This is a genomic window from Kitasatospora sp. GP30 (assembly GCF_029892145.1).
GTDB lineage: Bacteria > Actinomycetota > Actinomycetes > Streptomycetales > Streptomycetaceae > Kitasatospora > Kitasatospora acidiphila.
The window spans coordinates 93,233-113,588 of sequence record NZ_JARZAH010000007.1 but is presented as its reverse complement, the minus strand read 5'-3'; the positions used below and the strand labels follow the sequence as shown (position 1 = coordinate 113,588).

Annotated in this window: 17 protein-coding genes; 9 read left to right on the top strand and 8 right to left on the bottom strand. The window is 70.6% G+C overall.

Annotation, left to right across the window (positions count from 1 at the left end; genetic code table 11):
• The first annotated feature begins 114 nt into the window (after positions 1 to 114).
• A complete protein-coding gene (locus P3T35_RS13820; protein WP_101381465.1) occupies positions 115 to 363 on the top strand; it encodes a hypothetical protein in 249 nt (82 codons plus the stop codon).
• Positions 364 to 449: 86 nt separating this feature from the next.
• On the opposite strand, the gene P3T35_RS13815 is transcribed toward P3T35_RS13820, so the two are convergent.
• From P3T35_RS13815 to P3T35_RS13785, 7 genes are all read right to left on the bottom strand, one after another.
• A complete protein-coding gene (locus P3T35_RS13815) occupies positions 450 to 1,226 on the bottom strand; it encodes a succinate dehydrogenase iron-sulfur subunit (RefSeq protein ID WP_101381466.1) in 777 nt (258 codons plus the stop codon).
• On the bottom strand, positions 1,226 to 2,968 hold the full coding sequence (sdhA, locus tag P3T35_RS13810; RefSeq protein ID WP_101381467.1) for a succinate dehydrogenase flavoprotein subunit: 1,743 nt from the start codon (positions 2,966 to 2,968) through the stop codon (positions 1,226 to 1,228). The genes P3T35_RS13815 and sdhA overlap by 1 nt, the downstream gene beginning before the upstream one ends.
• 31 nt (positions 2,969 to 2,999) lie before the next feature.
• Entirely contained in the window at positions 3,000 to 3,491 is a 492-nt protein-coding gene (locus tag P3T35_RS13805; RefSeq protein ID WP_101381468.1) for a succinate dehydrogenase hydrophobic membrane anchor subunit, read from the bottom strand.
• 6 nt (positions 3,492 to 3,497) lie between these two features.
• On the bottom strand, positions 3,498 to 3,878 hold the full coding sequence (gene sdhC, locus P3T35_RS13800) for a succinate dehydrogenase, cytochrome b556 subunit (RefSeq protein WP_101381469.1): 381 nt from the start codon (positions 3,876 to 3,878) through the stop codon (positions 3,498 to 3,500).
• Positions 3,879 to 4,101: 223 nt separating this feature from the next.
• A complete protein-coding gene (locus tag P3T35_RS13795) occupies positions 4,102 to 4,590 on the bottom strand; it encodes a 2-oxo-4-hydroxy-4-carboxy-5-ureidoimidazoline decarboxylase (protein ID WP_101385150.1) in 489 nt (162 codons plus the stop codon).
• A gap of 332 nt (positions 4,591 to 4,922) precedes the next feature.
• Positions 4,923 to 6,419, bottom strand: coding sequence for an alpha/beta hydrolase (locus P3T35_RS13790; RefSeq protein ID WP_101381470.1), 1,497 nt, complete (start codon positions 6,417 to 6,419; stop codon positions 4,923 to 4,925).
• Positions 6,419 to 7,180, bottom strand: coding sequence for an SDR family oxidoreductase (locus P3T35_RS13785; RefSeq protein ID WP_101381471.1), 762 nt, complete (start codon positions 7,178 to 7,180; stop codon positions 6,419 to 6,421). The genes P3T35_RS13790 and P3T35_RS13785 overlap by 1 nt, the downstream gene beginning before the upstream one ends.
• Before the next feature lie 153 nt (positions 7,181 to 7,333).
• Between P3T35_RS13785 and P3T35_RS13780 the strand changes: the two genes are divergently transcribed.
• Entirely contained in the window at positions 7,334 to 8,908 is a 1,575-nt protein-coding gene (locus P3T35_RS13780) for a methylmalonyl-CoA mutase family protein (protein ID WP_101381472.1), read from the top strand.
• A 77-nt stretch (positions 8,909 to 8,985) separates the two neighbouring features.
• Here the strand turns inward: P3T35_RS13780 and P3T35_RS13775 are convergent, their stop codons facing one another.
• Positions 8,986 to 11,070: a S53 family peptidase gene (locus tag P3T35_RS13775; RefSeq protein WP_101381473.1), complete on the bottom strand. Its 2,085-nt coding sequence runs from the start codon at positions 11,068 to 11,070 to the stop codon at positions 8,986 to 8,988.
• Positions 11,071 to 11,570: 500 nt separating this feature from the next.
• Between P3T35_RS13775 and P3T35_RS13770 the strand changes: the two genes are divergently transcribed.
• From P3T35_RS13770 to P3T35_RS13740, 7 genes are all read left to right on the top strand, one after another.
• The gene (locus P3T35_RS13770) at positions 11,571 to 12,767 is read left to right on the top strand and encodes an amidohydrolase (protein WP_101381474.1); all 1,197 of its coding nucleotides are present in this window, start codon (positions 11,571 to 11,573) and stop codon (positions 12,765 to 12,767) included.
• A gap of 174 nt (positions 12,768 to 12,941) precedes the next feature.
• Positions 12,942 to 14,003, top strand: a complete 1,062-nt coding sequence (locus P3T35_RS13765) for a BMP family ABC transporter substrate-binding protein (protein WP_101381475.1) — start codon at positions 12,942 to 12,944, stop codon at positions 14,001 to 14,003.
• A 207-nt stretch (positions 14,004 to 14,210) separates the two neighbouring features.
• On the top strand, positions 14,211 to 15,998 hold the full coding sequence (locus tag P3T35_RS13760; protein WP_101385151.1) for an ATP-binding cassette domain-containing protein: 1,788 nt from the start codon (positions 14,211 to 14,213) through the stop codon (positions 15,996 to 15,998).
• A gap of 5 nt (positions 15,999 to 16,003) precedes the next feature.
• Positions 16,004 to 17,191, top strand: a complete 1,188-nt coding sequence (locus P3T35_RS13755) for an ABC transporter permease (protein WP_101385152.1) — start codon at positions 16,004 to 16,006, stop codon at positions 17,189 to 17,191.
• Complete coding sequence (locus P3T35_RS13750; protein ID WP_101381476.1) at positions 17,188 to 18,459, top strand: ABC transporter permease; 1,272 nt, start codon at positions 17,188 to 17,190, stop codon at positions 18,457 to 18,459. Before P3T35_RS13755 ends, P3T35_RS13750 begins: the two co-directional genes overlap by 4 nt.
• Positions 18,456 to 18,860: a cytidine deaminase gene (locus P3T35_RS13745; RefSeq protein WP_101381477.1), complete on the top strand. Its 405-nt coding sequence runs from the start codon at positions 18,456 to 18,458 to the stop codon at positions 18,858 to 18,860. The genes P3T35_RS13750 and P3T35_RS13745 overlap by 4 nt, the downstream gene beginning before the upstream one ends.
• Before the next feature lie 148 nt (positions 18,861 to 19,008).
• Complete coding sequence (locus tag P3T35_RS13740) at positions 19,009 to 20,286, top strand: thymidine phosphorylase (RefSeq protein WP_101381478.1); 1,278 nt, start codon at positions 19,009 to 19,011, stop codon at positions 20,284 to 20,286.
• Positions 20,287 to 20,356: the final 70 nt, after the last annotated feature.

Below are 20,356 nucleotides of genomic sequence, written 5' to 3'. Positions count from 1 at the left end.
CGCGTCCGGCCGCGCCGCGAGCATCGCCCCAACCGGGGACCCCCGACTGGGCCGAACGGCCGCCCGCCCATACTGGACGGACAGGCTCGGCCCCACCCCGAAGGACTCACCGCCATGACGCTCAGCCGCCGCACCTCCTGGTTCCTCACCGCCTTCGGCGCCTGGTCGGTGATCATCTGGACGACCTTCGTCAAGAACCTCTGGGCGGACTCCGGCCACCAGGCCTTCACCAACGGCGACCACTCCCACCCCACCGCCTTCTTCTGGATCCACCTGGCCCTCGCCATCACCTCCTTCGTCCTCGGAGTCCTGGTCGGCCTGATCGGCATCCGCGGCCTGCGCCCGGCCAAGGCCGCGGCCTGACGGGCCGTCGGCCGCGAAGGCCGCCGAACGCCTGAGGGCCCGCCCGGTGTGAACCGGGCGGGCCCTCAGGCGTTGCTGGGGAGCCGTCAGAAGCGGCGCGTCACCAGGGCGCGCTTGACTTCCTGGATGGCCTTGGTGACCTCGATGCCACGCGGGCAGGCCTCCGAGCAGTTGAAGGTGGTGCGGCAGCGCCACACACCCTCGCGGTCGTTGAGGATCTCCAGGCGCTGCTCGGCGCCCTCGTCACGCGAGTCGAAGATGAAACGGTGCGCGTTGACGATGGCGGCCGGGCCGAAGTACTGGCCGTCGTTCCAGAAGACCGGGCAGGACGAGGTGCACGCGGCGCACAGGATGCACTTGGTGGTGTCGTCGAAGCGCTCGCGGTCCTCGGCGGACTGCAGGCGCTCACGGGTCGGCTCGTTCCCCTTGGTGATGAGGAACGGCATCACGTCCTTGTACGCCTGGAAGAACGGGTCCATGTCGACCACCAGGTCCTTGAGGACGGTGAGGCCCTTGATGGCCTCGATGGTGATCGGCTTCTCCGGGTTGACGTCCTTGATGAGCGTCTTGCAGGCGAGCCGGTTGCGGCCGTTGATCCGCATGGCGTCGGAACCGCAGATGCCGTGCGCGCAGGAGCGGCGGTAGGTGAGGGTGCCGTCCTGCTCCCACTTGACCTTGTTGAGGGCGTCCAGGACGCGCTCCTTGGGGTCCATGGAGAGCTGGTAGTCGACCCACACCGGGTCCGGGTGCTCCTCCGGGTTGAACCGGCGGATCCGCAGGGTCACGGTGATCAGCTGGACCGCGCCGGACTCGGCCGCGTCCAGGGCCGCCGAGTGCGGGGCGTCCATCGTGGGGGCGCTCATCAGTACTTACGCTCCATCGGCTGGTAGCGGGTCGTGACGACCGGCTTGTAGTCGAGGCGGATCGAGGTGGTGCCGTCCTCGGCAACCTCCTGGTACGCCATGGTGTGCTGCATGAACTTCACGTCGTCACGGGTCGGGAAGTCCTCGCGGAAGTGGCCACCGCGCGACTCCTGACGAGCCAGCGCGGAGACCACCAGCACCTCGGCCAGGTCGAGCAGGTTGCCCAGCTCCACGGCCTCCAGCAGGTCGGTGTTGTAGCGGAAGCCCTTGTCCTGGATCGCCACGTGCTTGTAGCGCTCGCGCAGCGCCGCGATGTCCTCGGAGGCCTGCTTCAGGGTGGCGCCGGTGCGGTAGACCATGGCGTTGACGTCCATGCTCTCCTGCAGCTCCTTGCGGATCTGCGCGACGGACTCGGTGCCGGTGGACTCGCGCAGGCCGTCGACCAGGGCCTGCACCTTCTCGGCCGGGTTGGCCGGCAGCGGCACGAACTCGGCGTTGTTGGCGTAGTCCGCGGCGGCGATGCCCGCGCGGCGGCCGAACACGTTGATGTCCAGCAGCGAGTTGGTGCCCAGGCGGTTGGCGCCGTGCACGGACACGCAGGCGACCTCGCCGGCCGCGTACAGGCCCGGGACGATGTCGGTGTTGTTGCGCAGCACCTCACCCTCGACGTTGGTCGGGATGCCGCCCATCGCGTAGTGCGCGGTGGGCTGGATCGGAATCGGGTCCGTGTAGGGCTCGATGCCGAGGTAGGTGCGGGCGAACTCGGTGATGTCCGGCAGCTTGGCGTCCAGCTGCTCCGGCGGAAGGTGCGTCAGGTCCAGGTAGACGTGGTCGCCGTCGGGGCCGCAGCCGCGACCCTCGCGGATCTCGGTGTAGATCGCGCGGGAGCAGACGTCACGGGACGCGAGGTCCTTCATGACCGGCGCGTAGCGCTCCATGAAGCGCTCGCCGTCCTTGTTGCGCAGGATGCCGCCCTCGCCGCGGGCGCCCTCGGTGAGCAGGATGCCCATGCGCCAGATGCCCGTCGGGTGGAACTGGAAGAACTCCATGTCCTCCAGCGGCAGACCGCGGCGGTAGACCAGGGCCTGGCCGTCACCGGTGAGGGTGTGGGCGTTGGAGGTCACCTTGTAGAACTTGCCGGTGCCGCCGGAGGCGAAGACCACGGCCTTGGCCTGGAAGACGTGGATCTCGCCGGTGGCCAGTTCGTAGGCCACGACGCCCGAGGTCTTGCCGTCGTTGATCAGCAGGTCGAGGACGTAGAACTCGTTGAAGAACTCCACACCCTCCTTGACGCAGTTCTGGAACAGCGTCTGGAGGATCATGTGACCAGTGCGGTCGGCCGCGTAGCAGGAGCGGCGCACCGCGGCCTCGCCGTGGTTGCGGGTGTGACCGCCGAACCGGCGCTGGTCGATCCGGCCGGCCTCGGTGCGGGAGAAGGGCAGGCCCATCTTCTCCAGGTCGAGGACCGCGTCGATGGCCTCCTTGCACATGATCTCGGCGGCGTCCTGGTCGACCAGGTAGTCACCACCCTTGACCGTGTCGAAGGTGTGCCACTCCCAGTTGTCCTCCTCGACGTTGGCGAGGGCGGCGCACATGCCGCCCTGGGCCGCGCCGGTGTGGGACCGGGTGGGGTAGAGCTTGGTCAGTACCGCGGTGCGGCTGCGCTTGGTCGACTCGATGGCCGCGCGCATGCCGGCGCCGCCGGCGCCGACGATGACGGTGTCGTACTGATGAATCTGCATGAGTGTTGACTCGCCTCTGGTCCTGCGCCGATTAGATGTTCGGGTCGAAGGTGAAGATCACCAGGGTGCCGAGCAGGACCGTGAAGACGGTCGCGGCGCCCATCAGGCCCTTCAGCCACATCCGGGTGGAGTCCTTCTCGGCGTAGTCGTTGATGACCGTGCGCATGCCGTTGGCGCCGTGCAGCATGGCGAGCCAGAGCATCAGCAGGTCCCAGCCCTGCCAGAAGGGGGAGGCCCAGCGGCCGGCCACGAAGGCGAAGTTGATCTTCGAGACGCCGCCGTCCAGGGTCAGCATGATGATCAGGTGACCCAGGATCAGGACCACCAGCACGATGCCGGACAGGCGCATGAAGAGCCAGGCCAGCATCTCGAAGTTGGTCCGGGTGCGGCGCGGCGTCGTCTTGGTGCGGACCCGGGGCGGCTCGATCACGAACGCGTCGGCGGGGTTGCCGGTGCCCAGGCCCTTGCCGGTGTGGGCCTGCGAGGAGCCGACCAGCTCGAGGTCGGTGGTGTCAGTCGACATGCCGGATCACTTCCCGAACCAGGAGAGCAGCGTGTGCTGGAGAATCGGGTAGAACGCACCCGCCATCAGGACCACCCAGATGCCCACGACGCTCCACAGCATCTGCTTCTGGTACTTGGGGCCCTTGGACCAGAAGTCCACGGCGACGACCCGCAGACCGTTCAGCGCGTGGAACAGGATGGCGGCCGTCAGGCCGTACTCCATCAGGTTCACCAGCGGGGTCTTGTAAGTGTTGATGGTCGAGTCGTACGCGTGCGGCGAGACCCGGACCAGCGCGGTGTCGAGGACGTGGACGAGAAGGAAGAAGAAGATGAGGACGCCAGTGACTCGATGAGCCACCCAGGACCACATGCCTTCTCGGCCGCGGTACAGCGTTCCAGCCGGCACGGGAAACCCTCCGGTTACGGTTGAAGGGCTCGGCCGGCTTCGGTGTCGGTCAGCCCGGCCGGGTACGGTCCACCGGCCGCGGACATCCTATCGACGCCTCCAGGTGAACTGCCTTCGGGGGGTTTGAGTGTGATCAATCAGGCACGCCAGGGGCAAGAATTCACCCCGCCGGGTGAGGGCGGGGTGTGGGAGATGACGCTTGGGCAGCCGGATCGAGGCGGCGTCAGGAACTGCCGCTGGCGACCAGGTGCTCCAACCGGTGCAGCGCGATCCGGCGCAGCTGCTCGGCGGCGACCAGGCGCTCCTCGTCCGGCTCGTTGGCCAGCCGGGTGCGTATCGAGCTGAGCACGGCGTCCAGCATCTCCTCCGGCTCGACCCCGTCCAGGCAGACCACGAAGACATGGCCGAACCGGGCCTCGTAGGCGGCGTGCGCGGCCCGGAGCGCGGTGTGCGCGGCCTGGCTGCCGGGCGCCCGCATGCCGAGCAGCGGCTGCGGCATCCAGCTCTCGTCGGCCAGCGCCTCGGCCAGATCGCTGGGGCGCAGGTCGTAGGAGGCCTCACTGGCCGCGGCGAGCAGGGAATCCAGATCGGGGTAGGGGCGGTGGGCGGTCAGTCGCAGGGCCCAGCGGTGGCTGCCGCAGCAGGCGAGCAGCGCCTCCTCGGCGGCACCGGGGTCGGCCTCGTTGAACCGGTGCAGCCCGACGGCCGGCAGCACGGGGCGGCCGGCGGCGGTGCTGGTGGGGCGGGGTGCGGGGATGCCGACCTGATCGCGAGCGCGATCAGGAGGGGTGTCGCTGGCCAGCGGGTCCTCCTCGGGAGGGAAAGAGGGCGTCAGGATGGCGGTGAGGTCGTAACCAGCATGGATCACGGCACGGCGCGGACGAGGTCACCCGCGCGGGGTCGTGCTCCTCCCGGGCAGCGCCACCACGGTAGTTGAGCGCTCATCAGTTGGGGAGGGCGATGACCGAATTCACCCTGACGAGCTATCAAGTTGTGACCGGTGGGCTACGGAGTTATGAACGGGAACGGTCGGACCAGTCCGGATCACCGGGGACAGCTGGTCCCCTGCGCCGGCATCGTGCCGCTGACCAGGTAGGCGTCCAGCGCCCGGTCCACGCAGGAGTTGCCGCTGCCGAAGGCCGCGTGCCCCTCGCCCTGCCGGGTCAGCAGGGTGGCGTCGGCGAAGCCCTTGGCCAGGTTGACGGCCTGCTGGTACGGGGTGGCCGGGTCGTCGGTGGTGCCGATCACCAGGATCGGGGCGCTGCCCTGGGCCCGGACGGTGTGCGGCTGCTCGGTGGTCCGGTACGGCCAGTCGGCGCAGGCCGGGGTGGACAGGTCGGCGGCCTCGGTGTCCCGGTTGAGCAGCGGTGCCTGCTGCTTGAGCTCGGCCAGCACCTTCTGCACCTGGTCCGGCGAGGGCGTCACGCTGGGCGCGTCGGCGCAGCTGATCGCGGTCTGGGCGTCGTCGGAGGCGGTGTAGTGGCCGTTCTGCCGCCCGTTGTAGGCGTCCGCGGCGGACAGCAGGGCCGAGCCGTCGCCCAGCTTCATCGCGGTGAACAGCGCCTCGCGCAGCTGCCGCCAGGCGGTGTCCTGGTCGCCGTAGAGGAAGAGGAGGGTGCCGGTCCAGCCGAGGGTCGAGGTGAGCTTGCGCCGGCCGGGGTCGCCGGTGGACAGCGGCTTGTCGCGCAGGCCGTCCAGGAAGGCGGCGGCCTGCTCGCCGGCGGCGGCCGGGTCGTCGCCCAGCGGGCACTCGTCGTGGTGGTTGGTCACGCAGTCGGCGGCGAACCGCTCCAGCGACTTCTCGAAGCCGATCTGCTGCTGCACGCTGGCGTCCAGCCGGTCGGCGGCCGGGTCGACCGCGCCGTCCAGCACGAGGCGGCCGGTGTTCTGCGGGAACTGCTCGGCGTAGAGCGCGCCCAGGTAGGTGCCGTAGGAGATGCCCAGGTAGTCGAGCTTGGGGTCGCCGAGCGCCTGGCGCAGCGCGTCCATGTCGCGGGCGGTGTTGCGGGTGCCGACGAACGGCAGCAGTCTGCCGGCCGCCCGCTCGCAGGCCGCCGCGTAGTCCTTGGCCTGCTGGGCCAGCTTGGCGGCGCGGGCCGTCGGGTCGGCCGGGTCGTCCTGCTGGTCCTGGGCGTCCCGCTGCCGGTCGGTCAGGCAGTGGATCGGTGAGCTGTCGCCGGTGCCGCGCGGGTCGAAGCCGACGATGTCGAAGTGGTCGTGCAGCGGGCCGTCGAACTGTGCGGTGGAGTCCTTCACCATGGCGACGCCGGACTCGCCCGGCCCGCCCGGGTTGACGATCAGCGAGCCGACCCGGGTGGCCGGGTCACGGGCCGGCTCCCGGATCAGCGCCAGCTGGAGGCTGTCACCGTCCGGCTGCGCGTAGTCCAGCGGCACCCGCAGCTTGCCGCACTGCAGGCCCGAGCCGCAGGAGGTCCAGTGGATCGGGCCGTCGGCCCGGCCCGGCGCGGGCGTGCCGGGGCTGCCGGAGCAGCCGGCCAGCAGCACCGCGCCGAGCACGGCGGCCACCGCGAGGCGTCGCATCAGTCCCGGTGCACCTTGTAGTTGGAGGCCTGGGCCCGCGGCCGCACCACCAGCAGGTCGATGTTGACGTGCGAGGGGCGGGTGACCGCCCAGGCCACCGTGTCGGCGATGTCCTCCGCGGTGAGCGGGTGCGAGACGCCCTGGTAGACGGCGGCCGCCTTGGCCTCGTCGCCGCGGAAGCGGGTGACGGCGAAGCCCTCCGACTTGACCATGCCCGGGGCGATCTCGATCACCCGGATCGGCTCGCCGACCAGCTCCAGCCGAAGCGTGGCGGCGATGGTGTGCGCGGCGTGCTTGGCCGCGACGTAGCCGCCGCCGCCCTCGTAGGCGGCCAGCGCGGCGGTGGAGGAGAGGATCAGCACGGTGCCGTCGCCGCCGGCGCGCAGCACCGGCAGCAGCGCCTGCGTCATGTGCAGCACGCCCAGCACGTTCACCTGGTACATCGCCAGCCAGTCGGCCGGGTCGCCCTGCTCCACCGAGTCGGCGCCGAGCGCCCCGCCGGCGTTGTTGACCAGGACGTCGACCTGGCCGACCTCCCGGGCGAAGGCGTCCACCGCGGCGCGGTCGGTGACGTCCAGGGTGACCGCGCTCGCGGTGCCGCCCCGCGCCTCGATCTCCTTGGCGAGCTCCTCGATCCGCTCGGTGCGACGGGCGGTCAGCACCACCGAGAAGCCCTCCGCGGCCAGCCGCCGCGCCGTCGCCGCGCCGATCCCGCTGCTCGCCCCGGTGACCACCGCGACCTTCTGCCCAGCGCTGCTCATTGCCGTCCTCTCCTCGTACCCGTGTGCGGCTCCAATCATGGCAGGCGGCTGTGAGGAAGGTCCCAGAATGGGAACCTGTCGTCGTTCGAGCAGCGGCCCCTACAGTGCGTAACACCAGCTGAACAGTGATCAGCATGATCCGGAGGTTCCCCCATGGCGCCCGAGCCACGCCGTACTGAGTCCGGCTTCTTGATCGACCCCCTCTACGGTCCCGAGCAGCCGATCGAGCGACTCGGCGTGCCGGGGGAGTACCCCTTCACCCGCGGCGTCTACCCGTCGATGTACACCGGGCGGCCGTGGACCATGCGCCAGTACGCCGGCTTCGGCACCGCGGCGGAGTCCAACGCCCGCTACAAGCAGCTGATCGCCAACGGCACCATGGGCCTGTCGGTCGCCTTCGACCTGCCCACCCAGATGGGGTACGACTCGGACGCGCCGATCTCGGCCGGCGAGGTCGGCAAGGTCGGCGTGGCGATCGACAGCGTCGAGGACATGAGCGTGCTCTTCGACGGCATCCCGCTGGGCGAGGTCTCCACCTCGATGACCATCAACGCGCCCGGCTCGCTGCTGCTGCTGCTCTACCAGCTGGTCGGCGAGTCCCAGGGGGTGGCGTCGAACAAGCTCACCGGCACCATCCAGAACGACGTGCTCAAGGAGTACATCGCCCGCGGCACCTACATCTTCCCGCCCAAGCCGAGCCTGCGGCTGATCGCGGACGTCTTCCAGTACTGCAAGGCCGAGATCCCCAAGTGGAACACCATCTCGATCTCCGGCTACCACATGGCCGAGGCCGGGGCGAACCCCGCGCAGGAGATCGCCTTCACGCTGGCCAACGGCATCGAGTACGTGCGCACCGCGGTGGCCGCCGGGATGGACGTGGACGACTTCGCGCCGCGGCTGTCGTTCTTCTTCGTCTCCCGCACCACGCTGCTCGAAGAGGTCGCCAAGTTCCGTGCCGCGCGCCGGATCTGGGCCCGGGTGATGCGTGACACCTTCGGCGCCAAGAACCCCAAGTCGCAGATGCTGCGGTTCCACACCCAGACCGCGGGCGTCCAACTCACCGCCCAGCAGCCCGAGGTGAACCTGGTCCGGGTCTCCGTCCAGGCGCTCGCCGCGGTGCTCGGCGGCACCCAGTCGCTGCACACCAACAGCTTCGACGAGGCCATCGCGCTGCCCACCGAGAAGTCCGCCCGACTGGCGCTGCGCACCCAGCAGGTGCTCGCCTACGAGACCGACATCACCGCCACCGTCGACCCGTTCGCCGGCTCCTACGTGGTGGAGGCGATGACCGACGAGCTGGAGGGCGCCGCCGTCGAACTCATCGAGAAGATCGAGGAGATGGGCGGCGCGGTGGCCGCCATCGAGAACGGCTACCAGAAGTCGGAGATCGAGCGCACCGCCTACCGGATCCAGCAGGAGACCGATTCCGGCGAGCGCACCGTGGTCGGCGTCAACCGCTTCCAGCTGGACGCCGAGGAACCCTACGAGCCGCTCCGGGTGGACCCGGCGATCGAGGCGCAGCAGGCCGAGCGGCTGGCCCGGCTGCGCGCCGACCGCGACTCCTCGGCGGTGCAGCGCGCCCTGACCGCGCTGCGCAAGGCGGCCGAGGGCAGCGACAACGTGCTCTACCCGATGAAGCAGGCGCTGGCCGCCAAGGCCACCGTCGGCGAGGTCAGCAACGCGCTGCGGGAGATCTGGGGCACCTACACCCCGGTCGACCGGTTCTGACCGGGCCGTACCGAGAAGCAGTGAGGCCCGCGACCGGATCGGTCGCGGGCCTCACGCGTTCAGGTCAACCGGGCTGACTACTCGTCACCCTGGCTGTTGTCGTCCTGGCCGTGGTTGCCGTGCAGGCCGAAGGACTTGAAGAAGCCGGTGCCCGGGGAGCCGACACCGGTCGCGGTGTCGTAGCCCTTGGCGGCCGCCAGGCCCTGGTCGGCACCGATCTTGTACAGGCGCACCTTGAGCTGGCCGCCCACGGTGCCCAGGTCCACCACGTTGCCGCGCGCGGTGTGCACCGCGGCGTCGTTGACGTCGTGGAAGGCGCGGGTGCCCGCCCGGTCGTACAGCGACGGGTTGGCGAAGCCGACCGGACGGCCGCCACGGGCCTGGATCACGTCGGCCATCATCGCCGCGAACTCCGGCGAGGAGACCGAGGTGCCGCCGTAGCCGCCCTCGCTGTAGGCGCCGCCGGCCGGGGTGTAGCCGACCAGGGTGGCCGCCACCAGGTCACCGCTCATCGCGACGTCCGGGGTGGCGCGCAGCGGGGTGGCCGACTGGGTGCCGTCCGCCGCCACCGTGGAGATGCTGTTCGGGACCACGCCCTGCTGGTACCACGGCTGCGGGAAGTCCTTGGAGACACCGCCGCCGCCACCGAAGTAGAAGTTGCCGGGGAACGGGGTCCAGGACTGCTGGTCGGTCGAGAGCACCGAGCGGCGGTCGCCCATCGAGACCTCGTGGCCGTAGCTGCCGGACTTGTCCTTCAGCTCCAGGGCGGTGCCGCCGACGCCGGTGATCCACGGCGAGGCCGAGGGCCACTGGGTCTGCGCCTGGTTGGTGTCGGCCTGGCAGTTGACGCCGGTCGCGGCGGCGGTCGGCGAGTTGTCGCCGCAGTCGCCGGCGGAGGCCATGAAGGTGATGCCCTCGGCAGCGCCGCGCTCCAGCGCCTGGTTGTCGGCCGCGATCACGCCCGGGTCGAGGTCACCGCTCTTGCCGTGCATGATCTCGCCCCAGGAGTTGGAGACGATGTCGGCCAGATGGTTGTCCACGATCTTGTTCAGTGCGGCGGTCAGGTCCTGGTCGTAGCAGGAGTTGGCGCCGACGTAGACCACGTTGGCGTCCGGCGCCAGGCCGTGCACCATCTCGACGTCCAGCGACTCCTCGCCCGACCAGTCGCCGCAGTCGGACTGGTGCTGCCACTGGTCCGGGGTGACGACCTCGGAGTACTGGCCCGCGGCGAACGGCTTGTCACCGTGCGCGGTGGCGAAGTGGTTGGCGTCCGCCTGCATGGTGCCCAGCGCGTAGGCGTCCACGATGGCGACCCGGGCGCCCTTGCCGGTCAGGCCGGACTTGGTGACGCCGTACGCCTTGCGCAGCTGGCTCGGCACGTAGGAGCAGGGGGCGAACGGCTCGTTCTTCTCGTAGCCCTGCGGAGCGCCGTAGGCGATCTTGGAGCCGAAGCCGTTGTCCGAGCAGGTCGGGTCGGTCGGCAGCGAGGTCTGCGGGGCGGCGGTCGCGGCCTTGGCGCCGGACTGGCCGGCGGCCTCGGCGGCGGCCTGCGAGACGGCGTTCGAGGAGGCCTTCTGCACCGAGTCGGCCAGGCCCGAGACGGCCGCCACGTCGGCGGCGACCTGGGCCGGGACCACCGCGTCGGCGGCCGGCGCCTTGTGCACGCCGTCCGGGGTGCGGTAGTTGCGGAACCGGGTGCCCAGCGCCCGGGTCAACTGGTCGGTGGTGCCGTTGACCTGGATGTAGTGCTGGTTGGTCTCGCTGATGGTCAGACCGGAGTCGGTCAGCCACTGGCTGACGGCCTTGACCTGCTCAGGGCTGGTGCCGAACCGGGACTGCACCTGGTCGGCCGACAGGAACTGGCCGAACTGCGGCGAGTTCGGGTCGGAGACGGCCTTGGCGAAGGCGTCCAGGCCGGCCTGGTCGCGGCCGGCCAGGTAGACCCGGGCGGTGGCGGCGGTGCCCGCGGGCACGGCGCCGGCGTCAGCCTGCGGGGTGGCCCAGTCCGGGTGGGTGCCCGGCAGCGCCTTGGCGGCGATGGGCCCGGTCGGGCCGGGGTCGGCGATCGCCGGGGAGGCGACCGCGACCGTTCCCAGGACGAGGGCGGCGGCGGCCGGGGCCGCCACGGTTATCCGGGAGAGCCGGCTGCGATTGGCTGGCACGTGGGTTCCCCACTCTCACTTGGGTCACCTCGTCTGCGGGGGCAGCGGGTGACTGCGCCGTGGCCGCACTTTGTAGGCGCTGCCGGACGCGGGCAGGACGGATCGCCCCGGCGACCGGCTCCTGAAGGAGGGTCGGCGGTGCGGAGTTTGACTGTGCGGACGTTGTCTATTCGTTCGAATGGCCGAAGCTCAAGACTTCGCCTGAACTTTTTGCCAGTACATGACCTTGCCGTCCGCATCCCGATACGCGCCGGCCACCACCCCGTGGTGCGCCCGCCATCCCGTGCCGCCGGGCCCGTTGACCAGCCGTTACCTGAGGGGTTCCTACTCGTTGCACAGGTTCATCAACCGGGGCGTCCGCGCGTGAAGGAGGCGGCTGAAACGTGACGTCATACCCACCCGTCGGCCGCGTATGCGCGGAATCCCGGCGAGATTCGGCCGAAGTGCGGCCAAATCCGGCTCGGCACCATAGTCTTGCTGAGGTGAACGATCCTCAGACAATGACGCTCCGTTCGCGGGTGGCGGCGCTGGAGGCCGAGCTGGTGGCCTTCCGCCGCGATCTGCACCGCCACCCCGAGCTGGGCCGTCAGGAGTTCCGCACCACCGGCAAGTTGACGGACCGTCTGACCGCGGCGGGTCTGACGCCCCAGGTGCTGCCCGGCGGCACCGGGCTGATCGTCGACCTGGTCCCGCCCACCGCCGCCCCCGGCACCCCGATGGTCGCCTTCCGGGCCGACATCGACGCGCTGCCCATCGACGACGCCAAGAGCGAGGCGCCGTACCGCTCCACCGTCCCCGGGGTGACCCACGCCTGCGGGCACGACGTGCACACCACGGTGCTGCTCGGCACCGCGCTGGTGCTGGCCGAGGCGCTGCGGGACGGGCGGCTGGCCCAGCCGGTGCGGCTGATCTTCCAGCCCGCCGAGGAGGTGATGCCCGGCGGCGCGCTGGACGTGATCGCGGCCGACGGGATGGCCGGGGTCGGGCGGATCTTCGCGGTGCACTGCGACCCCAAGGTGACGGTCGGTCGGATCGGCCTGCGCACCGGCGCCATCACCTCGGCCGCCGACGCGGTGCTGCTGCGCCTGGACGGACCCGGTGGCCACACCGCCCGCCCGCACCTGACCACCGACCTGGTCACCGCGGTCGCCCGGCTGGCCGCCGACCTGCCCGGCGCGCTCGCCCGCCGGATGGACCCGCGCTGGGGCGTCTCGCTGGTCTGGGGCCGGATCGAGTCCGGCTCGGCCCCCAATGTGATCCCGCAGCACGCCGAGCTGGAGGGCACGGTGCGCTGCCTGGAGCTGGCCGGCTGGCACGAGGCGCCGGACCTGCTGCACGAGCTCGTCAGCAAGATGGCCGAGACCTACCTGGCGAAGGTCAGCCTGGACTACCGGCGCGGGGTCCCGCCGGTGGTGAACGAGGCAGTGTCCATCGCCCAGTTGGAAACGGCGATGACACGTCAGTTCGGTGCCCAGGGTGAAGAAGTCGTGGAGCCGACCGAGCAGTCGCTCGGCGGTGAGGACTTCTCCTGGTACCTGGAGCACGCGCCGGGCGCGCTGGCCCGGCTCGGGGTCCGTGCGCCGGACGAGACCCAGGTGCGTGACCTGCACCAAGGCCGGTTCGACGTGGACGAGCGCGCGATCGGGATCGGGGTCGAGCTGTTCGCCGCACTGGCTCTGGAGCATGCGGAGGTATAGCGGGAATCCCGTGGGACACTGGGGGCGCTTTGCGGTGTTCACTGCCGCGCCGCGCCCCGTGCCACGGTTTGATAACAACCCCAATGGCCCGCCGCCCCGTAATACAACCGTGTTCTACGCGCGTTACGGTGGCGTCCGACCACGCCAAACGGGTGTGTAGAAGGAGATATTCCCTTGCGCCGTTCAGTAAAGCTCGCCGCGGTGGTGCTCTCGGGTTCCCTGGGCATCGCCTCGCTCGCCGCTTGCGGCGCAAAGAGCACCAGCACCTCTTCTTCCGCCAGCGGCGGCTCCGGCCTCAAGGTCGGTATGGCCTACGACGTCGGCGGCCGTGGCGACCAGGGCTTCAACGACTCGGCTGCGGCCGGCCTGGACAGGGCCAAGGCAGACTTCGGCATCACCGCCAACGAGGCCGAGGCCAAGAACGGTGAGTCCGACTCCGACAAGCAGAACCGTCTGGAGCAGCTGGTCACCGCCGGTTACAACCCGATCATCGCGGTCGGCTTCGTGTACCAGCCCGCGGTCGAGAAGGTCGCCAAGGAGCACCCGAACGTCAAGTTCGCGATCATCGACTCCGACTCGCCGACCCAGCCGTCCAACGTGACCTCGCTGGAGTTCACCGAGCAGCAGAGCTCGTACCTGGCCGGTATCGCCGCCGCCCTGAAGACCCAGAAGAAGCAGGTCGGCTTCATCGGCGGCGTGCAGTCCGAGCTGATCAAGAAGTTCGAGGCCGGCTACCGGGCCGGTGTGGCCTCCGTCGACCCGAACATCAAGGTCGACGTCACCTACCTGACCACCCCGCCGGACTTCACCGGCTTCAGCGACCCGGCCAAGGGCAAGTCCGCCGCGCAGGGCCAGCTGGACAAGGGCGACGACGTGATCTACACCGCCGCCGGCGCCTCCGGCACCGGTGCGATCCAGGCCGTGGCCGCCAAGCCGGGCGCCTGGGCCATCGGTGTCGACTCCGACCAGGCCAAGCAGAGCGCGCTGGCCGCCTACAAGAACTCGATCCTGACCTCTGCGGTGAAGAACGTGGACACCGCGGTGTACTCGTACATCCAGAGCGTCAAGAACGGCACGCCGGAGACCGGCGTCCAGCGCTTCGACCTGAAGTCGGGCGGTGTCGGCCTGGCCACCACCGGCGGCCACATCGACGACATCAAGAGCAAGCTGGACGCTGCCACCCAGCAGATCGTCTCCGGTGCGACCCAGATCCCGACCGCTCCGCCGGCCGGCTGATCCGGATCTGCCCAGCAGTAGTACCCAGCAGTAGTACCCAGCAGTAGGTAGCAAGGGAGGGGCCCGGTGGGTCGCGCGCGAGCGCACTCCGCCGGGCCCCTCCCGTCTCCGCCTCTCCCCGGCGCGCCGCGTGTTCCCGTCGGCAGCGCACTCAACCCCCGGCCCTCCCCGGCGCAAGGACGCGCCCGCCACCACCAGGAGATCGCCATCAGCGCATCCACCCCTTCCCTGCGCAAGGGAGGTAACCCCGGCGCCGGGGCCGCGGCCGTCGAGCTGCGCGGCATCACCAAGCGCTTCCCCGGCGTCGTGGCGAACCACGACATCAACCTGACCGTGCGCACCGGCACCGTGCACGCCCTGATGGGCGAGAACGGCGCCGGCAAGTCGACCCTGATGAAGATCCTCTACGGCATGCAGAAGCCGGACGAGGGCACCATCGCCATCAACGGTGAGCAGGTCGAGTTCGCCACCCCCGGTGACGCCATCGCCCGCGGCATCGGCATGGTCCACCAGCACTTCATGCTGGCCGACAACCTGACCGTGCTGGAGAACGTGGTCCTCGGCGGCGAGAAGCTGTTCGGCATCGGCGCCAAGGCCAAGGCGAAGATCAGGGAGATCTCCGACCAGTACGGCCTCGGGGTCCGCCCGGACGTCCTGGTCGAGGACCTCGGCGTGGCCGACCGGCAGCGCGTCGAGATCCTCAAGGTGCTCTACCGCGGCGCCCGGATCCTGATCCTCGACGAGCCCACCGCGGTGCTGGTGCCCCAGGAGGTGGACGCGCTCTTCGACAACCTGCGGGAGCTCAAGGCCGAGGGCGTCACCGTCATCTTCATCTCGCACAAGCTGCACGAGGTGCTCTCGGTGGCCGACGCGATCTCGGTGATCCGCCGCGGCACCACGGTCGGCGACGCCGACCCCCAGAACGTGACGGCCCGCCAGCTCGCCGAGCTGATGGTCGGCAGCGAGCTGCCCAGCCCGGAGAGCCGCGAGTCCACGGTCACCGACACCGAGATGCTCAAGGTCGAGGGCCTGCGGATCGCCAAGCCGGATGCCGAGGGCATCGAACGCGTGGTGCTGGACGACATCTCGCTGACCATCCGCAAGGGCGAGGTCCTCGGCGTCGCCGGTGTCGAGGGCAACGGCCAGGCCGAACTGGTCGAGGCCATCATGGGCATGCTGCCGCTGGACGCCGGCACCGTGGTGCTGGACGGCCAGGACCTGACCGGCAAGCTCACCCGGGCCCGCCGCGAGGCCGGCATCGGCTACGTCCCGGAGGACCGGCACCGGCACGGCCTGCTGCTGGAGGCCCCGCTCTGGGAGAACCGGATCCTGGGCCACGTCACCGAGGCGCCCAACTCCAAGGGCGTCCTGCTGGACCCGGCCGCGGCCCGCCGCGACACCGAGCGGATCGTGCGCGAGTACGACGTCCGCACCCCGGGCATCGAGGTCACCGCGGCCTCGCTCTCCGGCGGCAACCAGCAGAAGCTGATCGTCGGCCGCGAAATGAGCCACGACCCCAAGCTGCTGATCGCCGCCCACCCGACCCGTGGCGTGGACGTCGGCGCCCAGGCGCAGATCTGGGGCCAGATCCGGGCGGCCCAGCGGGAGGGTCTGGCAGTGCTGCTGATCTCCGCCGACCTGGACGAGCTGATCGGCCTCTCCGACACCATCCGGGTGATCTACCGCGGCCGCCTGGTCGCGGACGCCGACCCGGCCACCGTGACCGCCGAGGACCTCGGCACCGCGATGACCGGTGCGGCCGCCGGCCACATCGAGTCCGACGAGGAGGCGCTCGTCGAGGCGGCGGTCGTCGCCGACGAGGAGCACGGCCGGCTCGACGTTCCGCTGGAGGACGCGGTCACCGAGGCCGCCGGGGAGGACGCCGCCAGCGAGGAGACCGCTGGCGAAGACGCCACCGACAGCGACACTGACAGCGCCGCTGAGAGCGCCACCACCACCGACACCGCCGGCGACGACGCCCAGGCGGGGGAGTGACCGAGATGACCACTTCGACCGAACCCTCCCCCAGCCTCCGGCCGGGCGGGGCCCCCAGGCGCGGCTGGCTCCGGCGGATCGACCGCGAGCGGCTGCTGCTGGCCATCGCGGCACCCGTGCTGGCCGTCATCGTCTCGGTGGCGCTCTGCTCGCTGCTGCTCGCCGTCGCCGGGTACAACCCCGGCGAGGCCTTCCGGCTCATGACCACCTACGGCTTCGCCTCCGATGGGCAGGTGGCGATCCTCAACAAGGCGACCACCTACTACATCGCCGGTGTCGCGGTGGCCTTCGGCTTCCGGATGAACCTGTTCAACATCGGTGCCGACGGCCAGTACCGGCTCGCCGCGCTGTTCGCCGCCTTCGTCGGCGGCGCGGTGAACCTGCCGTCGTTCATCGAGATCCCGCTGGTGCTGATCACCGCCATGCTGGTCGGCGGCCTGTGGGCAGCCATCGCCGGTGTCCTCAAGGTCACCCGCGGGGTCAGCGAGGTGATCTCGACGATCATGCTGAACGCGATCACCACCGGTGTCATCGGCCTGCTGCTGGTGCCCGGCCGCTTCGCGCCGAGCGTCAGCAGCGGCAGCAGCAACAGCATCCAGACCAAGATGATGGCCCCGTCCAGCGACTTCTTCACCCTCAGCACCCAGGGCGGCCAGCTCTACGGCTTCATCATCATCGCGGTGGTGATCGGTGTGCTGTTCCAGCTGACCCTGAGCCGCACCCGGTTCGGCTTCGACCTGCGGGCCACCGGGCGCTCCGAGGAGGCGGCCGGCGCCAGCGGCGTCAACGTCAAGCGCATGGTGCTGACCAGCATGTGCGTCTCCGGTTCGCTGGCCGGTCTGATCGGCATGCCGGACCTGCTGTCCGCGGACACCGGCCACCTATTCGGCCAGAGCTTCCAGGCCGGCCTCGGCTTCACCGGCATCGCGATCGCGCTGCTCGGCCGCAACACCCCGGTCGGCATTGCCATCGCGGCGCTGCTCTGGGCCTTCCTGGACGCCACCAACGGGCAGCTGTCGACGAACAACTTCCCGCCGGAGATCGTCAACGTCATGCAGGGCACCATCGTCATCTGCGTGGTCGTCGCCTACGAGCTGGTCCGCCGCTTCGGGCTGAAGCGCCAGCAGCAGAAGGTCGGCGCCCAGCTCGCCGCTCAGGCCGCCGCGGCGGCGAAGAAGGAGGTGGCGGCATGAGTACCGCGACCGAGACCCGTCCCAAGCCGGCCGGCAAGGCGCCGGCCAAGGGCGCCAAGAAGCTCACCTGGCCGATCCTGCTGCTGCTGTCGGCCGGTGCTCTGGTGCTGTTCTCGGTGGTCGGCATGATCACCGGGAACCACAGCCTGACCTCCTCCGGTCAGGTCTCCGCCGCGCTCGGCGCCGCGGTGCCGATCGGCATGGCCGGCCTCGGCGGCCTCTGGTCCGAGCGGGCCGGCGTGGTCAACATCGGCCTCGAAGGCATGATGGTGGCCGGCACCTTCGCCGGCGCCTGGACCGGCTACCTGGTCAACCCCTGGGTCGGCCTGCTGGCGGGGATGGCGGCGGGCGCGCTCGGCGGCCTGCTGCACGCGGTGATCACGGTCGGCTTCGGCGTCGACCACATCGTCTCCGGTGTCGGCATCAACCTGCTGATCCCCGGTCTGTGCCTGTACATCAACCGGATCTACTACACGGACTACATCAGCGCCGGTGCCGGTGCCTCCAAGTCCCCGCCGACCCAGGCGCTGCCGTTCATCACCGTGCAGCACCTGTCGCAGTGGCTGGACACTGTCGAGGGCCACCACTGGTTCCTGATCTCGGACCTGGCCGGCGTGGTCGGCGGTCTGGTCACCAACCTCTCGGTGGTCACGCTGATCGCGGTCGCCCTGCTGGTCGCCAGCTACTTCATCCTGTGGCGGACCACTTTCGGCCTGCGGCTGCGCTCCTGCGGTGAGAACCCGACCGCCGCCGAGTCGCTGGGCGTCAACGTCTACAAGTACAAGTACCTCGCGGTGATCGCCTCCGGCGCCTTCGCCGGCCTGGGCGGTGCCTACCTGTCGATGGTCGCGGCCAACGTCTACCAGGACGGGCAGACCGGCGGCCGCGGCTACATCGGTCTGGCCGCGATGATCTTCGGTAACTGGCTGCCCGGCGGGCTGGCCACCGGTGCGGGCCTGTTCGGCTTCACCGACAGCCTGCAGCTGCGCGACCCGAGCTCGGTGCACGTGCTGCTGCTGGTCATCGCGATCGTCATGGCGCTGCTGGGCCTGTGGAACCTGTACCGCCGCAAGTGGGTCGGTGCCGCGGTCACCCTGGTGGCGTCCGGCGCGCTGGCGCTCTGGTACGCCTCCACCAGCACCGTGGAGCGTCCGCTGATCGTGGCCTCGCCGTACGTGATCACCCTGGTGGTGCTGGCGCTCTCGGCCCAGCGGCTGCGCCCGCCGAAGGCGGACGGCCAGATCTACCGCAAGGGCCAGGGCAAGTGACGGCGGCTCAGGACGCCGCGGCGATCGACTGGGAGCGGCTGCGGGCCGCGGCCCGGGACGCGATGTCCCGGGCCTACGCCCCCTACAGCAAGTACCCGGTCGGCGCGGCGGCGCTGGTCGACGACGGCCGGGTGGTGACCGGCTGCAACGTGGAGAACGCCTCCTACGGCCTCGGCCTGTGCGCCGAGTGCGGGCTGGTCTCCGCGCTGTACGCCAGCGGCGGCGGCCGACTGGTCGCGTTCACCTGTGTGGACGGCGCCGGGCAGCTGCTGATGCCGTGCGGCCGCTGCCGCCAGCTGCTCTGGGAGCACGGCGGTCCTGAACTGCTGGTCGAGCTGCCCAGCGGGATCAAGCCGATGACCGAGGTGCTGCCCGACGCCTTCGGTCCGGAGCGGCTGTAGCCAGGCCGGTTGTCGTCGGATCGGTTGTAGTCAGCAGTACTGTGACGCGCGTAGAGTGACGCGTGGGGCGGCCGAGCAGTGGCCGCCCCACGCGTTCCTCGCTTTTCGGGGTCCTGGAGGGCCCCCTTCCTTCCCCTGGAGCCAAGCCATGGACGTCATCTCCGTCATCCGCGCCAAGCGTGACCGCCAGGAGCTGACCGATGATCAGATCGACTGGGTGATCGACGCCTACACCCGCGGCGCCGTGGCCGACGAGCAGATGTCCGCACTGGCCATGGCGATCCTGCTGAACGGGATGAACCTGCGCGAGATCAGCCGCTGGACCGACGCGATGATCCGCTCCGGCGTCCGGATGGACTTCTCCGGGCTCAGCCTGCCCACCAGTGACAAGCACTCCACCGGCGGCGTCGGCGACAAGATCACCCTGCCGCTGGCCCCGCTGGTGGCCGCCTGCGGCGCCGCCGTGCCGCAGCTCTCCGGGCGCGGCCTCGGCCACACCGGCGGCACCCTGGACAAGCTGGAGTCGATCCCCGGCTGGCGGGCGCTGCTCTCCAACGAGGAGATGCTCCAGGTGCTGGGCGACACCGGCGCGGTGATCTGCGCGGCCGGTGACGGGCTGGCCCCCGCCGACAAGAAGCTCTACGCGCTGCGCGATGTCACCGGCACCGTCGAGGCGATCCCGCTGATCGCCTCCTCGATCATGTCCAAGAAGATCGCCGAGGGCACCGGGGCGCTGGTGCTGGATGTCAAGGTCGGTTCCGGGGCCTTCATGAAGAACCTGGCGGACGCCCAGGAACTGGCCCGCACCATGGTCGGCCTGGGCCGCGGTGCCGGGGTCAACACGGTGGCGCTGCTCACCGACATGTCCACCCCGCTCGGCCTGACCGCCGGCAACGCCCTTGAGGTCCGCGAGTCGGTCGAGGTGCTGGCCGGCGGCGGCCCCGCCGACGTGGTGGAGCTGACCATCGCGCTCGCCCGGGAGATGCTGGCCGCCGCCGGCGTGCACGGCAAGGACCCGGCCGAGGCCCTGCGGGACGGCTCCGCGATGGACCACTGGCGTCGCATGATCAGCGCGCAGGGCGGCGACGTGGACGCGCCGCTGCCGGTCGCCAAGGAGCAGCACGTGATCCCGGCCCCGGCCACCGGCGTGCTGACCGCCCTCGACGCCTACGCGGTCGGCGTCTGCGCCTGGCGCCTCGGCGCCGGCCGGGCCCGCAAGGAGGACCCGGTGCAGGCCGGAGCGGGCGTCGAGATGCACGCCAAGCCGGGCGACACCGTGACCGCCGGCCAGCCCCTGCTCACCCTGCACACCGACACCCCCGAGCGCTTCGACTACGCCATCGAGGCCCTGGCCGGCGGCATCGAGGTCTCCCCGGTGGGCACCGAGTACACCCGCACGCCGCTGATCCTGGACCGGATCGGCTGAGCACGGCGACGGCCCGGTGCGTCCCTGCGACGCACCGGGCCGTCGAGGCGGGAGAGCCGCCGCGGCTCGG